We start from the raw sequence: 19,970 nt of genomic DNA, 5'->3' as shown, positions 1-19,970 counted from the left end.
TGACTCGTTCGGTTATTTAGACAACCTCTTCTACACGTCGTACAGGATACAGCCCGAAAGGGCGACTCTTGTCTTTGCCGGCTTTATGCCGGCATTTTTTTGTGCTCAAATAAGCCTGCCTGTTTTTTTATGTTCAAACGGACAATGGCGTCCAATAATAATAACATTCGATCGTGTAGGCCTTATGATGCAACCGGTTTCCATGCTGCCTCCCTCTCTCTCAATGCTTGAACAGCTGCCAGGATGCTGGGGATGCAAAGATAAAAACTCCGTGTTCGTTTACGCAAATAGTGAATACTGCCGACTCGTGGGGCTCAAGCACCCTCAAGAGTGTATTGGTAAAACGGATCACGACATGCCCTGCCCAACCATCGCCTGTGCCGATCAATTTCAAGCGCAAGATAAACAAGTGATGGAAACCGGCAAACGTCTACGAGTATTAGATATTCATCCTTACGCAAACGGCCGATGGTATGCCCATCTTTTTACCAAAACGCCTTGGTACGATGAAGCGGGGAATATCTGTGGCGTCGTTTTTTGTGGCCAAGAGTTGAGTGACACGGCGATCTTAGAAGTCGGACACTGGATATGCCGTGCAGTGACGCATCCTAATGATCATCCGCTCGACGCCCCGTCACATCCTTCCGACATTCATTTAACCGCGCGAGAGTCTGAAGTACTTTTTCTGCATCTGTATGGCAAAAAACCCCAATTAATTGCACAAACCCTAGGGGTGTCGGTTAAAACGGTTGAAAACCACTTTGCACACCTGCGGGAAAAGTTCAGTGTTGAGTCCAAGGCAGCTTTAATTGAACGCGCGTTGGCGCTGGGGTTCGGCTCTTTAATCCCAGAGCGGTTGCTCACCAAGCAAGTGTCGGTGGTATTACGAGATTAACGTTCAGAGGAGAGGGAAAGTGCTACACAAAGCAGCACTTTTCATTGCTTACATTGGCTAAGAGATAGGGCTTAGGGCGCAAGGCGTTCAACATCCCATTGGTCGTCATCGTTGCGCTGGTATAAAAAGCGGTCATGCAGCCGATGCTCCCCGCCTTGCCAGAATTCAATGCTTTTCGGTTTAACACGATAGCCCCCCCAGAATGTGGGCACTGGCACTTCACCTTTTGCGAATTGCTGTTTTAGCTCCATAAATTTGCCTTCAAGGGCGGAGCGTGCCGTCAGACGCTCGCTTTGCTTACTCGCCCATGCAGCGATCTGGCTTTCCTTGGGACGAGAGGTAAAGTATTTAAACACCTCTTTTTTAGTCAATGGCTCAGCGTCGCCGGTAATATGCACTTGGCGCTCAATAAAATGCCAAGGAAAATGTAAGCTAATTTGGCTATTGTTCTTTAAATGCAAGGCCTTACGACTGCCTAGATTGGTGTAAAACACGAACCCATCGTCACTGTAGTCTTTTAAAAGCACAATACGTTGGAAAGGCTGACCGTTTTCATCCACTGTCGCGATAGTCATCGCGGTAGGGTCAGGAACCTGAGTTTCTATGGCCTGTTTGAGCCAGTGTTCAAATAATTGTAGTGGGCTATCAGGCAAATCATTGCGGCGTAGACCGCCTCGCGTATATTCTCTTCGAATGTCAGACAGATCCATTGCATTCTCCAATTCATTCATTTTTCGTTATTTTGCGCAGGTTGCGCCAGATAGACAAGGATATTCTCGGGTACGGTATTAAACCGACTCCGATCAATGGCCAAGGAGCAAGACGGTGAAAAAGTCGCAATTTGTGTTATCAGCGACCCTACTCGGCACGGTCTTATCCGTGATTGTTGGCATTGTCACCTTCAACGAAACCAAGTTTCAGTTAATTGCGCAAATGCGCGAGGATGTCCGACAACTCGAAGATAAGCTATCTGCCGAGCTGGCTCGATACAGTGAGCTACCCGCCGTCCTCGCCTCCGATCCACGCTTAATCACCTTATTGGCTGATTCGGCGCCCAAACAGCAAGTCGTAGAGATCAATCGTTTATTAGTTCGGTGGGCTTCGCGTCTTGAAGCCGACACCGTCTACTTGTTGAACACACAAGGCACCACGATCGCGGCAAGTAACTGGCAGAGCCAAGCCTCCTTTGTGGGTCAAAACTATGCGTACAGGCCCTATTACCAACAAGCGATAAAAGGGGGAAAAGGCGCTTATTATGCCTTGGGCACTCGTTCAGGAAAGCGCGGTTACTATTTTTCCTATCCCGTCCGAGACTCAAATCAACAGGATTTACTGGGGGTGCTCGTCATCAAGGTTGACCTGTCTATTATCGAACAAGTATGGAAATATCAAACCTTTGACTACCTATTGACCGACCCGCAAGGGGTTATTTTTTACAGCTCTAACCCCGACTGGGTGTACCAAACACTCACTACGCTGCCCACGCCTCAAAAGCAAAGTATTCAACGCTCGAGGCGTTATGGCGACACCCCGCTTATCCCACTGAGCCAGTTTCAGCATCCTCGTCAGCTAGCAGATAACACGGTGATTTCCCTGGGGCTAGATGCCTCTGCACGTCAGCCAATGCTGATGACCACGCACACCATCAGCCAAGCAGATTGGCAGCTCTATGGACTTACCCCGATCAGCACCCTATATCCTTACGTTTTTCAGTCGGTTATACTATTCATCACGTTTTATTTCTTGGTCGCTGTGATTGTCTTAGCATGGTGGCAGCGTCTTGCTGCTCAGCGCCAGCTTGCACGATTAAACCAGAGCCTTGAACGCAAAGTCGCTCGCCGTACACAATCGTTACAAGCGTCCAACCTGCAATTGCGTGACACCCTTCATCAATACGAGCGCACGCAACAAGTACTCAAGCAAACACAATCAGAATTGGTACAAGCGGCCAAAATGGCGACCCTTGGAGAGATGTCTGCGGGGATCAACCATGAAATCAATCAACCACTTGCGGCCATGCGCACCTACACAGAAAACAGTCAGCGCTTAATGGCCAAAGCACGCTATCAAGACGTGGAAGATAATTTGGCGAAAACGCTCGGATTGATTCAAATGATCAATGACATTGTGGCGCGCTTTAAGATCTTCGCAAAAAAATCACAAACCCGAACAGGTACCCTCGATGTGGTGCCATTACTTCATGCCGCTGTTTCGTTGACCAAAAGCCGCTGGCTTCGTCAAGGCATCACGGTACAGCTTCCCTCGCACTCAAGCCCGCTTTATGTTGTCGCGGATGCCATCTTGCTCGAGCAAGTGTTAGTCAACTTGCTCACCAATGCGATAGACGCTGTATCGAGTACTCCCGACCCTTGCATTCGGGTTGAGACTCAACACGATGCAAGCAGCCTTGAACTGCGTGTAATAGACAATGGTAAAGGCATGGATAGTGATACGCWGGCACAGGTTTTTACACCCTTTTTTACTACTAAAGAAACAGGACTCGGGCTTGGGCTGACGATTTCTAAGCGGATCCTCGAGAGCCTACATGGTCAACTTATCGCAAACACCAACCCAACAGGCGGAACCATCATGATAATTCGTCTGCCCGTTCCGACTAAGGAGAGTGAATCATGGAACCGACGGTGATTGTGGTCGATGATGAGCCAGCGGTCCGCGATGCCATTACGCAAACACTGCACCTTGATGACTGGCATGTTAACGCGTTTGCGACCGCACAAGAGGCATTAGCGGCCCTAACCACCAACTTCTCGGGCGTTATCATTGCCGATATTAATATGCCCGTCATGGACGGTATGCAGCTATTGCAAGCGATATTAGCGCTCGATGGAGAGATGCAAGTGATCATGCTTACCGGCCACGGTGATATTTCTACCGCAGTCGAAGCCATGCGGCTGGGTGCGTACGATTTTATCGAAAAACCTTTTTCAACCGATCATCTGTTGGACGTGTTAAAACGTGCGTATGACAAACGTGCTCTGGTGCTCGAAAACCGCGAACTTCGCAAGGAGCTTGCAGCGCAAAGTGGCCCCGGCCCGCGCATTTTAGGCAACCATCCGCAAGTGAAATCCGCCCGTCGTCAGCTGGGCTACTACCAGCAAACAGACGATGATGTGTTACTAGTCGGAGAACAAGGCACCGGGAAAGAACTGGCCGCTCGCTTTATTCACGACCATGGCAAATGGCAGAACACGCCCTTGATAACCCTCAAATGCCGCTTACTGCCCACCCATTTGCTGGAGCAAACGTTATTTGGTGGCGAGTTGCSTCACTGGGCGAATAAAACTGGAAAATTGCATGCTGCGAATGGTGGCTGTTTGTTAATTGACGGCATCGAGGCGCTGCCTATCCCTCTCCAGCAACGGTTACATCGCTATATTCAGCTACGAGATAATCCGGAACATCCCCAAACCAGTCAGGTTCGCCTGATTGTCACATCACGATTTGATTTGGCCGAGAGGGTACAACGTGAGCAATTCGATCCCGCATTATGTCAACATTTCCTGACTGGCCAAGTGTTGATGCCACCATTGCGTGACCGCTGTGATGACATTATCCCGCTATTTCAGAACTTTACGCGAACTATTGCGTCACGCTATGGCATCGAAGCCCCAACATTATCTTCGCCACAACAACAACGTTTATGCGAACACAGCTGGCCGGGCAATGTGCGAGAGCTTCGCGCTTACGCCGAGCGATTGGTCCTACTTGGCGAAGATAGGCTAGACAACGCCGCGCCTTCCGCGACCACAGAGTCTAAATTGCCCACACTGACGGACCGTGTCAGTCAATTTGAGTTTGAGATCCTCAGCGACGCATTACGTCGACATGGGGGTCGACTAAAAGACGTACAACAAGAATTAGGACTCGCGAGAAAGACCCTTTACGATAAAATGCGCAAGTATCAGTTAGATAAAGAAAATTTTAAACGGATCCAATATTAGTGCCACTTTCGTATCACCGTCGCGCAGTAATACATCGCTTTGCACAAAAACCGACAAATAAAGTAAAAAATCAGCAGCATAGACTAGACTTTTAAGAGCGGTTTCCTACATGGGGAGAGACATGGCTTGGCGCGATAAGTCTCATGCAGTATTGCCCAGAGACGAACATCTCGATTACATCGATGATAAAACAGCAGCTTTGCTCTTAAACGCGCCAAAAAGTGCGCGTATCTTGTTGTGGACAATCGCTTTGTTTCTTATCGCAGCCGCCATTTGGGCCTCTCAAGCGCAACTCGATAAAGTGACGGTAGGGCAAGGAAAAGTCATCCCTTCATCGCAACTGCAAGTGGTGCAAAACCTTGAAGGCGGGCTGGTTAAAGAACTGTTGGTAAAAGAAGGCGATACAGTCGCCCGTGGCCAACGTTTAATCCTTATCGACGACACCCTGTTCCGGTCGGATTTTCGAGAGCGAGAGCAAGAACTCAATGGCTTGCGCGCCGATGAAATTCGCATTCGCGCATTGCTCGAATCAGTACAAATTAATGACACTGCTGCACTGGAAGAGTGGCGTGACAGCATCATTCTCAATCGTCAACCGCTCCAAGTCCCCAGCGACTTGGCCGCAGCTCGTCCGGGGCTGGTGAACCAAGCCCAAGCCAGTTATCAAGAGCAGCTATCGAATATTCAAAACCAGCTGTACGTGACGGCACAAAAAATTCGCCAAAAAGAGCAAGAACTGATCGAGCTTGAGTCACGCATCGACAACCTCGAGCAAAGCTTGGCATTCGCGGAAGAAGAACTCAACATTACTCGCCCTCTCGCCGAAGAAGGGGTGGTGCCTCAAATTGACTTAATTAAACTGCAGCGCCAACTCAACGATACCCAACGTGAGCTATCCTCTGCACAGTTATCATTGCCCTCAGTGGTGTCATCAATGCGTGAGGCAGTGTTCCAACGTTTGGATGTCGCATTAACGTTCAGAACGGAACAACAAGAGACCCTCAACCAAGTCGAACAGCAAATCGCCTCGATGACAGAGGGAAAAGTGAGTCTACAAGATAGAGTTGCACGCACCGTGGTGACCTCCCCAGTTGATGGCACCGTGAAGAAGTTACATGTCAACACCGTCGGTGGCGTGATTCAGCCGGGGATGGACATTATTGAAATTGTCCCTTCGGAAGACAACCTGCTCATTGAGGCCAAAATCGCGCCGCAAGACATTGCCTTTTTGCGCCCTGGGTTGGAAGCAGTGGTGAAGTTTAGCGCCTACGATTTTACCRTGTATGGTGGTTTGAACGGTCAGTTAGAAACCATTAGTGCAGATACCATTCAAGACGAGGAAGGCAACAGTTTTTATTTGGTCAAGGTACGCACCGAGAAAAACAACATCGGTGATGCAGAAACACTGCCGATTATCCCGGGAATGACCGCGTCTGTTGACATCATTACCGGGAAAAGAAGCGTTCTTGATTATCTGATTAATCCTATTGTTAGGGCACAAAACACGGCATTACGGGAATAGGGATGACTGAAATATGATGCCAGTTTGGATACGTATGAGCGCGGCTATCATAGCGGCACTCAGTTTGCTCCCCACCGCCCACAGCCAATCATTAGAGCAGGCGGTGGTGATCACACTCGCCACCGATCCGGAATTGCGTGGCGGATTTCACGAGCTGATGAGTTTGCATGAGCGAATGAAAAACAGTGAAGGAGACTACCTTCCCGATATCGACTTAGACGCGGGCATTGGCTACGAGCGTATCGAAAATGACTCCACCCGAGCACAAGGTGATATCGACTTTGATCGCAAGGACGCCACACTAAGCCTTCGCCAGTTGTTATGGGATGGGCAAACCTCACACAATGTGAGGCGCACACGTTATGAAGCCAACAGCCAGCGCTTTCAACTGCTCTCGGATGCTGAAGACAAAGCCCTGCAAGTCGCCGAGGTCTATCTGGATGTGCTTAAGGCAGAGCAAGTATTGGATCTCTCTGAGGCCAATATGGCTGTGCATGAGCAAATCCTCTCTGATATTCGTCGCCGCGCGGAGTCTGGAATCGGGTCAACGGCTGACTTATCCCAAGTCGAGGCACGTGTCGCGCGTGCCAACGCAAATTTACTCTCGGCACAAACCAACCTCGAAGATGCCTTTACTGCGTTTTTCCGCGTCGTGGGTGAGCCTGCTAACGAGCCAATTGAACCCGTTGTCGATAACCTTGCCTTACCGGCCTCCATTGATACAGCGTTAGAGCAAGCCGTCAGCCGCAGCCCATTGTTAAAACTGGCACGATACGACATTGAGGCGGCTCGCGCTCAATACGAGCAATTTAAAGGCAATCATCTGCCTAACGTCAGTTTGGAAGTCAGTCAAACTTGGGCTGATCAAGTAAGTGGGGTGAACGATACCAGTGATGAATTTAGCGCAATGGTGCGCTTTCGTTACAACCTTTTTAATGGAGGGAGCGATCAGGCCACCATTCGCAGAGGCGCGTATGAGGTGAATCGCGCACGCGACATCTTTGAAAATGCCTATCGGCAATTGGAAGAAAGTACGCGCTTAGCATGGAGCGCCTACCAGCTAACCACCCAACAAAAAGTGTTTCTCCAACAACAAGTGGATGCGGCCTCTGATACAGTGCTGGCCTATGAAAAACAGTTTCGTATCGGCCGACGCACCTTATTGGACTTGCTCAACACAGAAAACGAGTTGTTTGAAGCGCGTCGCGCTTACCTTGACGCGAATTTTGATCATCTTTTAGCGCAATACCGGCTATTAAATAACACCGGCAACCTATTGAACGCCTTGCGGGTGACGATCCCTGCCGAATGGCAAGTCAACGCGGAGGACCATAAATGATGCGAGTCCTATTTTACGCTGTGTGTATTAGCCTCCTCAGTGGCTGCGGTTACGCGATTATGGCACCGCCGGTGGCCCTGCAAAAACACGACGTTGCCGATGCGGATAAAGATGGCGTAATCAATGCGCGTGATCGCTGTGAGCAAACGCCAATCGGTGCAATAGTCGATAATCAAGGGTGTCCCAGTTATGTAGAGCCCAACGCCACCGTTCAAGCGTCAGAGACACCAACCACATCATTACGGGTGCTATTTGCCAATGATACCGCAAAAGTCAGCCCCGACTATGTCACTGATATAACAGCTATGGCAGACTTCCTTACCCAGTACCCCGGCGTGTCGGTACGTTTAACCGGCCATGCCAGTGCCATTGGCTCGCCTGAGTATAATTTACGCTTATCGCGAGAGCGTGCACGTTCGGTCAGAGCCGAGCTCGTCAGCGCCGGCATTGATCCAAACCGCATTGACATTGATGCGCTGGGAGAAGCCCTTGCCACGCACACCGATCCGAATGCGCCACAAGACCGGCGCGTGAGTGCAGAGCTGTTGAACTTTAAAGGAGATGTAGAGAAAGCGTGGACAATCTTCACTCGCCGGCCCCAGTAGTACAGCGAGCCTTATATCGATGAAGCGATGGGGCGTCGCCATATTGGCCATTTTGCTGTCGATGAGTGTCGGCGGCTTGACTACCACCGAATCGCGTTGGATCCAGCAGGTCTCCGCGTTTTACGGTGAGCGTGCGGGCAAACGCGTATTGGCCTGGCGCAATATGGTCGCGAATACACAAAGTCTGTCGGAGCAAGAGAAGCTGCGCCAGGTAAATGATTTTTTTAACCAATTGTATTTTGTTGATGATATCGAGCTATGGGGAAAAAAAGACTATTGGGCGACGCCCCTCGAGTTTCTCGGCACCAGCGCAGGCGATTGTGAGGATTTTAGTATCGCCAAGTATTTCTCACTGCGAGAACTCGGTGTCGATGATAAGAAACTACGGTTGGTGTATGTCAAAGCGATTCGGTTGAATCAGTTCCATATGGTTGTCGCTTACTATCCCACACCGTCATCAGAACCCGTGCTGCTCGATAACCTCGACCCAGAAATAAAACGCGCTTCATTGCGACGAGATTTGCTACCTATCTATAGCTTCAATGGTAGCCGATTGTGGCTGATGAAAGAGCGAGGCCAAGGGGAGCTGGCCGGTAACTCCTCACGACTCGGACTATGGAATGACTTACGTAACCGCGTCGACACGTTAAAAATGCAAAAACCCGTTAAACTTTTTGATAGGTAACGACCTATGACGTTATTCAACCAAATATTCACCTGGATGCTGGTCATTTTCTTCTTCTTGGTGTTGTCGGTGTTCGGTATCGAGCTCAACACCACGCGCAACTTTTTGCTCAACCAGCAAACTGCAGATGTGAACAATACCGTGAACTCGATGGGCTTGGCCCTCGCCCCTTACTTGGAATCAGACGATAAGGTGGCGGCCGAATCCGTGATCAATGCGTTTTTTGACGGAGGCTTTTACCGTGAGGTTAACCTCACGTTGCTTTCCGACAACAGCGAAATTGTGCGCGAATATCCGGTTCAAATTCAAGGTGTCCCGCAATGGTTTATCGACCTCGATATTTTCCCGGTTATCACGGAAAAGCAAACCATTACCAGTGGCTGGATGCAATTGGCAGAAGTGGAGGTGGTGGCCCATCCAGGCTATGCCTACAAACAATTGTGGAAGTCGTTTGTGCAATTGGGGTCGAGTATGGCGGTCATTTTTCTGGTCGCATCGGTCGCGATCGGCTGGCAATTGCGCCGCTCTCTCAAGCCCTTGGCTCGCATCACCCAAAAAGCTGGCGAGATTGCTAAGAACCGATTTGGCGACCCTATTCCCCTACCCCCGACCATTGAATTAAAAACCGTGGTCAGGGCCATCAATGTCATGACCGAACAGCTGAAAAGCTATTTTGAGCAACAAGCCAAAGAGGCCGACCGATTACGTAAAACCGCTTACCGCGATCCTGTTTCTGGGCTCGGTAACCGTAGCTTTTACGTTGGCCAACTTAAATCTTGGCTCACCGAATCGGGCGTTGGCGGGATGGCACTGATAAAGGTTGACCTCATCAGCGAAGCTTACAAAAAGCAAGGGTTCGAAGCGGGTGATAGTATGGTGGAACGTTTTGCCAATAATCTCACCACTACCATTATTACCGATGACAGCATGACAGCGGCCCGTTTGAGCAAGGACGAGTTTGTGATATTGGCGCCCAATACCGATGCCGATGATCTGCGTTTACTCGGTGAAAGTGTGCTAGCAATGGTGGTCGATATGCAAGCCGATCCCATGGGGCTCACACCACCTAAAGTGGCCGTCGGTTTAGCCGTGAATGGCGGCGGGAACCGTGATGCCAGCATTTTGCTCTCGCAAGCCGATAATGCGCTTTCTCAAGCACGAAACACCCCCGATCACCCTGTGGTGCTGATTGACCAGTCGATGGGGGATGCCGCGATGGGTAAACAGCAATGGAAATCACTTCTTCATGAAGCGGTGGCGAAAGAGCTCTTTGTGTTTAAGTATCAGTCTGTCAGTGATAGCACCTCAAAGCTGCTCCACCAAGAGGTCTTCTCTGCGATTGAAAAAGACGGCGAATACTACGGCGCCGGCCACTTCTTGGGGGCAGTAGAGCAACTTCAGCTGGGTGAGACCTTAGATAAATATGTGATCACCCACATTATGAAAAACCTCTCTCAAGATAAGAGTGCCGGTCCATTGGCGGTTAACTTAACCCTAAGCAGTATCACCAATGCATCCTTTATTCGTTGGTTAGGGAGTGCAATGTACCAAAACAGAGGACTTGCCGATCGTCTATTGTTTGAAATCCCAGAAGTGGCCTTTGTACGCCATGCCGACCACACCAGTCTGCTCACGGATCAGATTCGCCAAGCAGGTTTCCAATTTGGGGTGGATAATTACGGGCGTAACTTCCAGTCACTCGATTACTTGCAACGCTTCAAGCCCGATTACGTGAAAATCGACTTTGCGTATACCAATAATATCGATGACGATGCTCAGGGACATGTATTGGCGTCGGTGTGTCGAACGGCCCACAATCTCAACATCACTACCATAGCAACACGGGTCGAGACTGAAGCACAGCTTGCTCGCCTTTCTGAGTTATTCGTGAACGGCTTCCAAGGCTATATCTTCGAGAAATCTAAGGACAGCAATGGTTAAAGATCCGCTGCTACAATCTCTCATCTATGTGTCGCGTTATTTCGGTAACGCGAATTCACCAGACGCGTTGGTGTCGGGCTTACCCATTTCCGATGGTTATCTATCGCCCTTTCTCCTTCCGCGCGCCGCCGAGCGCGCTGGCATTGTTGCCAAAGAAGAAACCATGGCCATCAAAGATGTCTCGCCTCTGCTTTGCCCTGCCATTGTGTTGATGAAAGATAACGATGCGTGCGTCTTGCTGGGATTAGATTTAGAGGCTGGCCAAGCAGAGATTGTTCTACCTCACGCGGATATGACCCCTCAATGGGTGATGCTAAATGATCTCAATGACGCCTATGTCGGACGGCTTTTCTTACTTAAAAAACAATTTCGATATGATGAGCGTTCTCCAAAAGCGCAAGTAAAAGATGAAGGCCATTGGTTTTGGGGCACACTTTGGCAGTCTCGCCACATCTATCGCGATGTGCTGATTGCCTCTCTATTCATCRACGTATTTGCCATCAGCGTACCGTTATTTTCACGACTGGTTTACGACAAGATAGTCCCAAACCTTGCGTTTGATTCCCTCTGGGTGCTGGCGAGTGGCATATTCGTCATTTTCGTTTTTGACCTATTACTCAAGCTACTGCGTAGTTACTTTATCGATATTTCGGGTAAGAAAACCGACTTGCTGATCTCTTCACGTATCTACGCCAAAGTAATAGGTATCAAGATGGAAGCGCGGCCGCCGTCCGTAGGTGCGTTTGCGCGACATATGCAAGAGTTTGAGTCTATCCGCGAATTCTTTACCTCAGCCTCGATTTCAACGCTCATTGACCTCCCCTTTGCGTTGATTTTTCTCTTCGTCATCTGGCTGGTGGCAGGCCCTTTGGTGATTGTGCCCCTGATTGCGGTCTCCTTGCTTATTATCCACGCCATGCTGATTCAAAAACCGCTACGGCGCACAATTGAAGAAGGCACACGTTTATCGTCCCAAAAGAATGCCAACCTGATTGAAAGCCTCGTCGGTCTAGAAACGATTAAAATTTTTGGTGCAGAAAGCCAATTCCAATATCGCTGGGAAGAGGCCGTGGCACACATGGCGAATTGGAGCATCAAAACTCGGCGCTTGACCGATTCCGTCCACAACTCTGCAAGCTTTGTCCAACAGTTTGTCGTGGTCAGTATGATAGTGTTTGGTGTCTATCAAATCGCGGAAGGCGCTCTGACCATGGGCGGACTGATAGCAGCCAGCATGCTAAGCTCTCGCGCAGTCGGGCCCTTAGTTCAGCTTTCTTTACTGTCAACGCGCTATCACCAAGCCAAATCCGCTTTAGATATTATCGAACAGCTCATGGAGCTGCCCACAGAGCAAGTGGAGGGTAAACGCTACATTCATCGTCCGATGATGCGCGGTAAAGTCGAGCTAGATAACGTTGACTTCCACTACCCCAATGCCACCTCTCAAGCACTACGTCGCGTCTCGTTTACCATTTACCCTGGAGAAAAAGTTGCAATCATCGGTCGAGTAGGCTCTGGGAAAACGACCATTGCGCGCTTGTTGGTGGGGCTTTATCAACCAACGTCAGGATCTGTTGCTTTTGACGATACCGACATTTCCCAGCTTCATTACATTGATGTGCGTCGTAATGTCGGTTTTGTACCTCAAGAACCGACCCTCTTCTTTGGTTCGATTCGTGACAATATTACCCTTGGGCAGCCGTTGGCGGATGATATCGATATTATGGATGCAGCGACCCGTGCCGGAGTCCTCGCGTTCACCCAATACGATTCAGCGGGTTTAGAGCGTCAAGTGGGTGAAGGTGGCGTTTTGTTGTCAGGAGGTCAAAGGCAAGCTGTCGCGCTCGCACGCGCGCTGTTAGGACGACCGCCCGTGATCATTTTAGATGAACCCACCAGTCAGATGGATAACCGCACAGAGCAGTTTATTAAAACTCAGCTCAAAGACCTTCGTCGAGAGGAAACACTGATCCTGAACACCCATAAAACCGGTATGCTCGATGTGGTCGATCGCGTCATTGTGATGGAGCAAGGATGCGTGGTTGCAGATGGGCCGAAGAAAGCCGTTTTACAAGCATTAAAAGATGGGAAAATAAGGAAGGTGAGTTAACCAGTTTACAGTGTAAACTCGCGATTAAGCTTTAGCTTGATAAGGTTTAAGCTGAATTTTTGCATTCTCATACATCAAAATAGACGGACCATGCTCAGAGTCGACAGAATGCTTTTCTTCCCCGATGGTGCAATGCACTCGACTCAGAAGAGACTTGGTCGCGACAATTGTTGCCTCTCGGTAGCCCGCCGCAATTTGTGCATCCGTTACTTCGATATCCTGCTCGATGTTCTCTATTTCCTCAAAAAGATGATCGCGCGTGGTGGTAATACGCTCTACCATCGCTGCATCACGCTTTTGAGCCGGTAATGCTTCAAGCTTGGCTTCTGCGGCTTTGATACGGTTAAGTTGCGCTTTTTTCTCTTCCCATTGTTTATTGAGATCGACCACTTCACGTTTCAACAACGCCAAGCGTGAGAAGCAATGAATATATGTGTGTGCCCCTGCACTCGCACCGATGATCACAGCTTCTACTTTTTCACCCACTTCGTGTTTACCGCCCGCGAGCGTCCCTTTTCGTTTGGTGGCATCGGCAATTATCAGGGATTTTCCCACATGGGTTTGACAATGCATCGCATGCAAAGTGAGCTCGAGATTGTTGTTAGCACACAAGGTTGCATACTGCGCAAATTTAGCAACGATGTTGCCTTCCGCCACGAGAGTACAATTGATTTCTGAGTCAGAAGCGACTTGGCGGCCAATAATGCCATTTTGTACGATGATATCACCGCCAGCCGTAATAGTGCATGACTCAACGACTCCCCCGACGGTAACGGTGCCAGAAGCGGTTACTTTCATTCCAACTTCGACATCGCCTTTAATCACCACACTTCCTTCAAAATTAACGTGCCCCGTTCCCACATCGACCGAGTCCAAGCTCAAAGCATCATCCACAGCGACACCATCATCTTGTAAGCGAGGAATACCCGCCATGGTTGCTACCAATGTGTTGGGATCTTTGCTGCTGAATTCGCTACCATCATGCGCATTCAACGTCATTGGTTTACCCGGTGTAGTAGGTAATACTGATCCCGTCACGGTGAATCCTTCATAACCAGCGGTTTCAGGCACCAGCTTGGCGAGCGGCTGACCATTTTTCACCATCACCATCTCACCGAGATCACGCATGTCGACTCGCCCGTCATCACGCTCTCTTGGTCGACGAACTCGGTCGGCGGGATCTTCAATTAAATAAACGATATGTGCATCTTCACCCGGCACCGGCTGACGGCCAAACGCAACCGGGACATCTAGATATTCACCCGGCTTTAAGCGGCCGGAGGCTGAGAGGAGTTTTTGTAAGGTAGGTTTTTTAATACCACGCACAATGTTGGCTTCACGCAACGTCGAAAGTATGTCATTTGCTTTAAGACCATTTCCCCCACAGGCACCATTCACGACTAGGTAGGCTGTCATTTTATCGTCAGCAATACGTGCTTCGACTGTCGCATCACGACTTTCTGCGATAATGATTTCTTCAGATTCATCGTGCTCTGTGCTGTCATTGAGTTTTGCGAGCGCTGATTGAATCGTGTCGTCAAAACAAAAGAAACTACCGACCTGGTTGGCAACCAACCAGTCTTTGATTTGATGTTTATCAATCGGCTCATCATCTAGATGACGCCCGCCTATTGATAGATATACTCGTTGACCATCCTGCGATATACGTAGGATTTCGTCTAGCATCTTTGTCCCTGCCTATTCGATCCCTTTGGGAGAAATTCATCGTTAACGTCATCGTCATATTTGGACAATATATATTAACGAAATGAGCCTATCGCAGAGGTGATTATCACTACACGACTCACTATAAAATTAGCTGAGATTTAACGTTAACGCGCGCAATTGTCTCATTAATAATAAATTATAGAGGTTTTAGTGCACATGGAAGCGGCATCACGTCTAAAAGCGTGAGGTAGGAGGCGTTTATCATAAAAAAGTGTGAGGATACGGTGAGATGCGTACACCTTATTGCATATCACTCATTCCGGTCAGAATGGGTGCCATTTAGCGCGAAGAAATCTCTGTCACCATAAAAATAAGCATAGTAGTAGCGATTTGGCACTGATTTACAGTGTAAATAGATCTGAAGGTAAGACATCAAATTTACACTGTAAATAGGTATCAATCATTCAGGCGGTCGGCAACGTAAGTGCGCAGAACTCTCTCGGCCGCCTTCTTACCTGACAGCTTAAATCGAGCACAGACGGTTTGCCAAGAAATACCTTGTAGGACTTTACTGGTTAACAACGCCTCGCGCCAACCCCACTCGACAGGCGACGTTGACTGGAATGTCCACTTTGTCCAAGCTTGCAAACTCCCAATCGCCGCTTCAGTGCCTACCCCTCCAGCCGCATAGCCCTGTACTTGACGAGTCTCCGCGTCGGTTAGCGGACGAGAGGGCATGAATGCGACCAGTGTCGCCGCGATCTCCGGCTCCAAATTCTGATGTGTACTCATCAATGAGAAGGGAAAACTTTGCTGAAAAAGCGTCACGGCTTCTTTCATCCATGTCATCGTCTTTACCGGCCGAATTAACTGCAATGAGTAACACCCACTGGCTTGATCGCGCTTCATGCCAAGTTTGACCGGAGCAAAACCTTGCTTCTGCCAAAAGTGAATAAGGTCTTTTATCGCCCCAAAACTGGTGCCCACACAGGCTACATCTTCTTTCTTGGCTTGCTGTTGAAGATGCGTCAGTAGTCCACTTGCGACGCCGTGCCGACGCCATTCAGGGGCGACCGCAATGCGCTGAATACGCCATAGCTTGTTTTCTAACACCTTCTTGTCTCCAAGGTGAGTCGCCAATGATTGTGCCAGTAAGTGCCCGCGAATGCGGCGAGTACCTGCAATCACTGCCTTAGTTAACGCCGGTGAAAAGCCTCCCTCCTCCGCTACCACCACAACGCCAATCGTATGCTCACCTCGTGTGGCAACGACGATATGCAAACTATCATCATCAAGCAATAAGGCTAAATCATTGGGCGATGTTTGATAATGGGCCGTCATCAATAAAGAAAATAGCGTGACCAACTCTCGTTCATGATGGAATAAATGTTCAGCGCTGAGCGTTTTAAACTGCACAGCGCTATCCGCACTCAGCTCCACCTTTGGGGGTATCACATCGTGAACAACATTGAGTAGGAAAAGCTGATTCAGACAGGTCTCTACCGGATCCCCTTCGGCCCAACGCATCGGTTCGGTTAGGGTGAGAGAGCGCCACTGTGGCTGCTCTTCATCGAGGAGGGCGCGTAATCTAAGTGTAAAGGCGCGACCCGTTCCTTCATAACCATGCTCGGTACTGGCAATGGCGACACGGCTATACTGACGAAGAAGCTGACTAAGCATCGGCAGTGGAATCGCTGCCGCCTCATCAATTAAGAGAAGATCGGCGTCAGGACATTCTCGCAGCAACGCATCTGGTGCGACAAAGCGAATACGACTTCCTCCAACGCCAACATCGAGCCCATTCACATCCGTTGTGCCCAGCTGCCGTTTGGCATGCGCGAACAAGGTAGTGACATTGGCGGGGGTTGGTGACGTCACCACAATCTGTCTTGGCGCTTGTAAGGCTAGCTGCGCTGCCGCCATTCCCATCGCCGCGGATTTGCCACGCCCACGATCCGCGGTCAGCAATAAGGGGCGACGGCGATGCCCAGTGACCACTTTTTTTAATCCGTCAACTGCATCTTGTTGTGAAACGAGATGAGATACGTCGGATAAAGACGGAAGGGTGGGCGCCCGCCAGCCTTGATGTGAAATCCAAGCCACACTATCCGTATTTTGCAAAAGCCCTAGCATTCTTCTGACCGATAACGGTAACGTCGCCACATCGTCAGCCACCTGCAAGATGATCAGTGAGCCGGCTCGACAGCAACCACTGATGGCACAGAAAGCCTCGCTATTAAATTTATCATCAACGTCTACCAACAGATGACCACACTCTTGCCCCAACCATTGTTTGGCTTGCCGCCAGCTGATGACATCTGGGAGATCCTGACTTCCTACGCGACGCACTGACGCTTCTCCTAACGCTAAGAGAATCTCAGCCACCGACCGCTCTGAGACCACCAGTTGACGATGCGAGCGGGCTTGGGCTGTTTCAATGAGTTGAGAGAAAAACTGGGACAACAGAGAAGTGGCCGACATGAAATGCCTAATCGAGTAGCAAACAATAGACTGATCATAACTGAAAGCAAAAAAAACGGCACGCAATGCGTGCCGATATTCAATCGTGAGGTCGAGGCTTATGCGTTATCGAGCTGCTCTTTAATCAATGCAAGAATACGTTCGGCTTGCTGATCATCAATCTTTTTAAGGTTGATGCTTAAACTACTGCCTTTGCGTCGATACGCCGCACGGCCTTCCACTAAGGTCGTTGATTGCTCTTTTTGCTTTGCTTTTGGCGCAACTAACTCATCCTTGAATTGCTCAATATGCAAGGTTACTTCTCGGGTAATACGCGTCACGCCCTGCGCATCCACTTGTTGCCACAACGGCGTGTTTCCCAGTTTATCCAATAGTGCCTGCTGTTGACTGTTGTCTAAGCCAAAGAACAAGCGATGTAACTTCACTATGGTCGGACGGCCAAGTTCGGCGACACTCGGATAGGCTTGCAGTAATGGTAAGGGTAGGGCAGCGGCTTTCAACGCACCACTGACCAATGCTTCACTGCACTGACAGACGGTTGCCAGCGCTTTTTGATCAGCCACTTCGCCACTATCCAACATAGCTTGCATCTCTTTACCTCGTTCGTAGAGCGACAGAGGCTTATGCGCATTGGCAACATCGGAGAGAAATTTTGCATGACGCGTACTGATACCTTTCGCGACATAAACGAGGAAGTCTTGCTCTGCAATCAAGCACGACATGCGACGGCGGCTACCGTCCAATACCTCAATGCGTCCATCATCTAACCAACGTCCCACCGCGGGGTATTGCTGACCGCGGTCTTTGAGCGTGGTGAGAATATCTGATAGCGCAAGCTCATTAAGAAACGACTGCTCTCGGGCGTTCTTATCAAATACCGTGGTTTTCTCAGCGATATCTGCCGCCGGTACTTTAATTAACTCAAATTCAACAGTGTGTTCGCCGGCCACGGCCAGCTCAATCACCGCTGCTTTTTCGCTAGCCGCTTTTTGCGCTTCTTGCGTGGTGGTTGCGCGTCGCTTATCGGCCTTAGCAAACAAACGTGCATTCAAATCGGAAGTTTTAATCGCCATTTTTATTTATCACTCCTGATTGAGCAATGCCCAGTGACTATGTAGCACGCGCTCAAGCTCAAGCCCAACACGGTGCACCGCTTCTTGCGCAGTTGATAGCGTCTTCTTACCTCCCTCAAAGTCTTGCGAGGTCAAATCAAAAACAGTGCTATACGTATCTGCACAAGTCTCAAACGCGCGGCTTCGTGGAATCGTCGCCATCATCACTTGGTCACCCAAAAGGTAGTTCATTTCAGTCAACACTGAAATTTGCTTTTTATTGTCATCTTCAAACATAGTTGGCATCAAGCGTACAAACTCGAGACCATGCCAATCTTCAGGGAACATTTCATACACTTGAGGTAAGTGCTGGAAAAAGTTTACCGTTGATGCCCAATCCAAACGCTTGGCGGCACACGGGATCACCAACGCATTCGACGCATACATCGCATTCCAAACAAGGGGATCGATGTGCGGGCCCGTATCAATCATGATCACGTCGAACTCATCACTGATAGGGTCAATAACCTTCTCTTTAAGTAGTTCGACGACATCGAGCGACTGACTGCTTGCCAATGCTTGCCAAGCTTCTGCGTTGAACATGGCATCTTCAGGAAAGGCAGCCATGGTTTTTAAGTTTGGATATTGCGTCGGCAGCAAGACATTACGCATCATAAAATCTTTATCTGCCGCTTGGGGGGTATTATCCAGCATGACGTCGACCGCCGAATAAATCCCTTCCTGTTCCGTCAGGCTGATTTGTGGGTTGAGGAACAGGCGCAATGACCCTTGGGGATCCAGGTCAATTAAACAAATGCGATAGCGCTTTTCCAAGTTTAATGCCATACACGCCGCCAGATGCACCGCACTCATTGATTTACCCGTTCCGCCTTTCTGGTTCTGGATGTTAATCACCCACGGCTTATGGGCTTTTCCCTTACGCTCATGAAAAGAGGGGACATTGGCCGCGTCCATGATTTTATGAGCTTCATCTAAGGTAATCGAGTAGTGGTTTGCATTGTTCTTGGTGAACTGATGCCCTTGCTGCTCCATACGAGAAATTGCTTCATCCAGCTTACGACGGGTTAAGCCAGATCGGGTTTCCRTCAACGCTTTTGRCATTGGTGGAAACAGCTGATCATGTCGCTCTTCCATCACAATTTCGACGCGATCAGACTGAACTTGTTTCGTCTGCGCAGCGATATTGCGAAGGTTTTCAATCGTCTTTTCCCTATCCATCTTCTTTTCGCCATCATGAGGAATAATTGGCGATTGTACAGCACTAAGAAGCAAATACAATAAAAAGCTGAACGCATAGCAATCAAATAAAGATCCTGCTCACAATTGTTATTCCAGCGAATATAAGGGCAGTTTTGGCCGCCAGAATCAGCCTACTCGTGTAGGAAAAGCGCCAAATATTTAAAATGTCACACTGTCACTTATTTACAATGTAAACGGAAACATTTCACGGAAGCTTATTTCATGATGGACAAATTACGGATAGTGTCATTTCAACCCTAATTGTCTGCCTGATGAAACTTCACGATTCACTTTTCTACTTCGTTTGATGCCCCCAATAGCCTTTAACATGGCTTTTGATCATTTTTCCCGAAAACATGATCAAGGCAGATGCGATGTAAAGCGTAGTAACCTTGATCATGCTTGCGCTATCAGTATCCCTGTTAAGGAACGATGATCAAGTGACATATC

14 protein-coding genes are annotated in these 19,970 nt (G+C 49.2%); 9 read left to right on the top strand and 5 right to left on the bottom strand.

Features of this window, described 5'->3' with window-relative positions:
• Positions 1-184 precede the first annotated feature (184 nt).
• Positions 185-895 carry a helix-turn-helix transcriptional regulator gene (locus BZJ19_RS02195; protein WP_077674470.1) on the top strand — a complete coding sequence of 237 codons (711 nt, stop codon included), beginning with the start codon at positions 185-187 and terminating at the stop codon, positions 893-895.
• A 71-nt stretch (positions 896-966) separates the two neighbouring features.
• On the opposite strand, the gene pdxH is transcribed toward BZJ19_RS02195, so the two are convergent.
• Positions 967-1,605, bottom strand: coding sequence for a pyridoxamine 5'-phosphate oxidase (pdxH, locus tag BZJ19_RS02190; protein ID WP_077479657.1), 639 nt, complete (start codon positions 1,603-1,605; stop codon positions 967-969).
• Positions 1,606-1,720: 115 nt separating this feature from the next.
• On the opposite strand from pdxH, the gene BZJ19_RS02185 reads away from it, so the two are divergent.
• The 8 genes from BZJ19_RS02185 to BZJ19_RS02150 all read left to right on the top strand — a co-directional run bounded on the left by BZJ19_RS02185 (position 1,721) and on the right by BZJ19_RS02150 (position 13,059).
• On the top strand, positions 1,721-3,541 hold the full coding sequence (locus tag BZJ19_RS02185; RefSeq protein WP_077674469.1) for a sensor histidine kinase: 1,821 nt from the start codon (positions 1,721-1,723) through the stop codon (positions 3,539-3,541).
• On the top strand, positions 3,526-4,857 hold the full coding sequence (locus BZJ19_RS02180) for a sigma-54-dependent transcriptional regulator (protein WP_077674468.1): 1,332 nt from the start codon (positions 3,526-3,528) through the stop codon (positions 4,855-4,857). Before BZJ19_RS02185 ends, BZJ19_RS02180 begins: the two co-directional genes overlap by 16 nt.
• 121 nt (positions 4,858-4,978) lie before the next feature.
• The gene (locus tag BZJ19_RS02175; RefSeq protein ID WP_077674467.1) at positions 4,979-6,379 is read left to right on the top strand and encodes an HlyD family type I secretion periplasmic adaptor subunit; all 1,401 of its coding nucleotides are present in this window, start codon (positions 4,979-4,981) and stop codon (positions 6,377-6,379) included.
• A gap of 34 nt (positions 6,380-6,413) precedes the next feature.
• On the top strand, positions 6,414-7,718 hold the full coding sequence (locus BZJ19_RS02170) for a TolC family outer membrane protein (protein WP_077674496.1): 1,305 nt from the start codon (positions 6,414-6,416) through the stop codon (positions 7,716-7,718).
• On the top strand, positions 7,715-8,323 hold the full coding sequence (locus BZJ19_RS02165; RefSeq protein WP_077674466.1) for an OmpA family protein: 609 nt from the start codon (positions 7,715-7,717) through the stop codon (positions 8,321-8,323). The genes BZJ19_RS02170 and BZJ19_RS02165 overlap by 4 nt, the downstream gene beginning before the upstream one ends.
• Before the next feature lie 19 nt (positions 8,324-8,342).
• Complete coding sequence (locus tag BZJ19_RS02160; protein ID WP_077674465.1) at positions 8,343-9,008, top strand: transglutaminase-like cysteine peptidase; 666 nt, start codon at positions 8,343-8,345, stop codon at positions 9,006-9,008.
• Positions 9,009-9,014: 6 nt separating this feature from the next.
• On the top strand, positions 9,015-10,949 hold the full coding sequence (locus tag BZJ19_RS02155) for a bifunctional diguanylate cyclase/phosphodiesterase (RefSeq protein WP_077674464.1): 1,935 nt from the start codon (positions 9,015-9,017) through the stop codon (positions 10,947-10,949).
• Positions 10,942-13,059 (top strand): type I secretion system permease/ATPase, encoded by a 2,118-nt coding sequence (locus BZJ19_RS02150; protein WP_077674463.1) that lies wholly within the window; start codon positions 10,942-10,944, stop codon positions 13,057-13,059. The genes BZJ19_RS02155 and BZJ19_RS02150 overlap by 8 nt, the downstream gene beginning before the upstream one ends.
• A gap of 24 nt (positions 13,060-13,083) precedes the next feature.
• On the opposite strand, the gene BZJ19_RS02145 is transcribed toward BZJ19_RS02150, so the two are convergent.
• The 4 genes from BZJ19_RS02145 to BZJ19_RS02130 all read right to left on the bottom strand — a co-directional run bounded on the left by BZJ19_RS02145 (position 13,084) and on the right by BZJ19_RS02130 (position 19,499).
• Positions 13,084-14,745 (bottom strand): DUF342 domain-containing protein, encoded by a 1,662-nt coding sequence (locus BZJ19_RS02145; RefSeq protein WP_077674462.1) that lies wholly within the window; start codon positions 14,743-14,745, stop codon positions 13,084-13,086.
• A 438-nt stretch (positions 14,746-15,183) separates the two neighbouring features.
• Entirely contained in the window at positions 15,184-17,208 is a 2,025-nt protein-coding gene (locus BZJ19_RS02140; protein WP_077674461.1) for a GNAT family N-acetyltransferase, read from the bottom strand.
• 98 nt (positions 17,209-17,306) lie between these two features.
• Positions 17,307-18,281 (bottom strand): ParB/RepB/Spo0J family partition protein, encoded by a 975-nt coding sequence (locus tag BZJ19_RS02135; protein WP_077674460.1) that lies wholly within the window; start codon positions 18,279-18,281, stop codon positions 17,307-17,309.
• Between the two features lie 9 nt (positions 18,282-18,290).
• Positions 18,291-19,499 carry a ParA family protein gene (locus BZJ19_RS02130; protein ID WP_077674459.1) on the bottom strand — a complete coding sequence of 403 codons (1,209 nt, stop codon included), beginning with the start codon at positions 19,497-19,499 and terminating at the stop codon, positions 18,291-18,293.
• Between the last annotated feature and the right edge of the window lie 471 nt (positions 19,500-19,970).

The sequence above is a fragment of the Salinivibrio proteolyticus genome, from assembly GCF_001996165.1.
In the GTDB taxonomy this organism is placed as follows: domain Bacteria; phylum Pseudomonadota; class Gammaproteobacteria; order Enterobacterales; family Vibrionaceae; genus Salinivibrio; species Salinivibrio proteolyticus.
This window is presented reverse-complemented; position numbering and strand designations above follow the sequence as displayed.

Coding starts and splice junctions, on each gene's coding strand:
- BZJ19_RS02195 (WP_077674470.1), top strand. CDS start 185: ATGATGCAACCGGTTTCCATGCTGCCTCCCTCTCTCTCAATGCTTGAA.
- pdxH (WP_077479657.1), bottom strand. CDS start 1,605: ATGGATCTGTCTGACATTCGAAGAGAATATACGCGAGGCGGTCTACGC.
- BZJ19_RS02170 (WP_077674496.1), top strand. CDS start 6,414: ATGAGCGCGGCTATCATAGCGGCACTCAGTTTGCTCCCCACCGCCCAC.
- BZJ19_RS02165 (WP_077674466.1), top strand. CDS start 7,715: ATGATGCGAGTCCTATTTTACGCTGTGTGTATTAGCCTCCTCAGTGGC.
- BZJ19_RS02160 (WP_077674465.1), top strand. CDS start 8,343: ATGAAGCGATGGGGCGTCGCCATATTGGCCATTTTGCTGTCGATGAGT.
- BZJ19_RS02155 (WP_077674464.1), top strand. CDS start 9,015: ATGACGTTATTCAACCAAATATTCACCTGGATGCTGGTCATTTTCTTC.
- BZJ19_RS02145 (WP_077674462.1), bottom strand. CDS start 14,745: ATGCTAGACGAAATCCTACGTATATCGCAGGATGGTCAACGAGTATAT.
- BZJ19_RS02140 (WP_077674461.1), bottom strand. CDS start 17,208: ATGTCGGCCACTTCTCTGTTGTCCCAGTTTTTCTCTCAACTCATTGAA.
- BZJ19_RS02135 (WP_077674460.1), bottom strand. CDS start 18,281: ATGGCGATTAAAACTTCCGATTTGAATGCACGTTTGTTTGCTAAGGCC.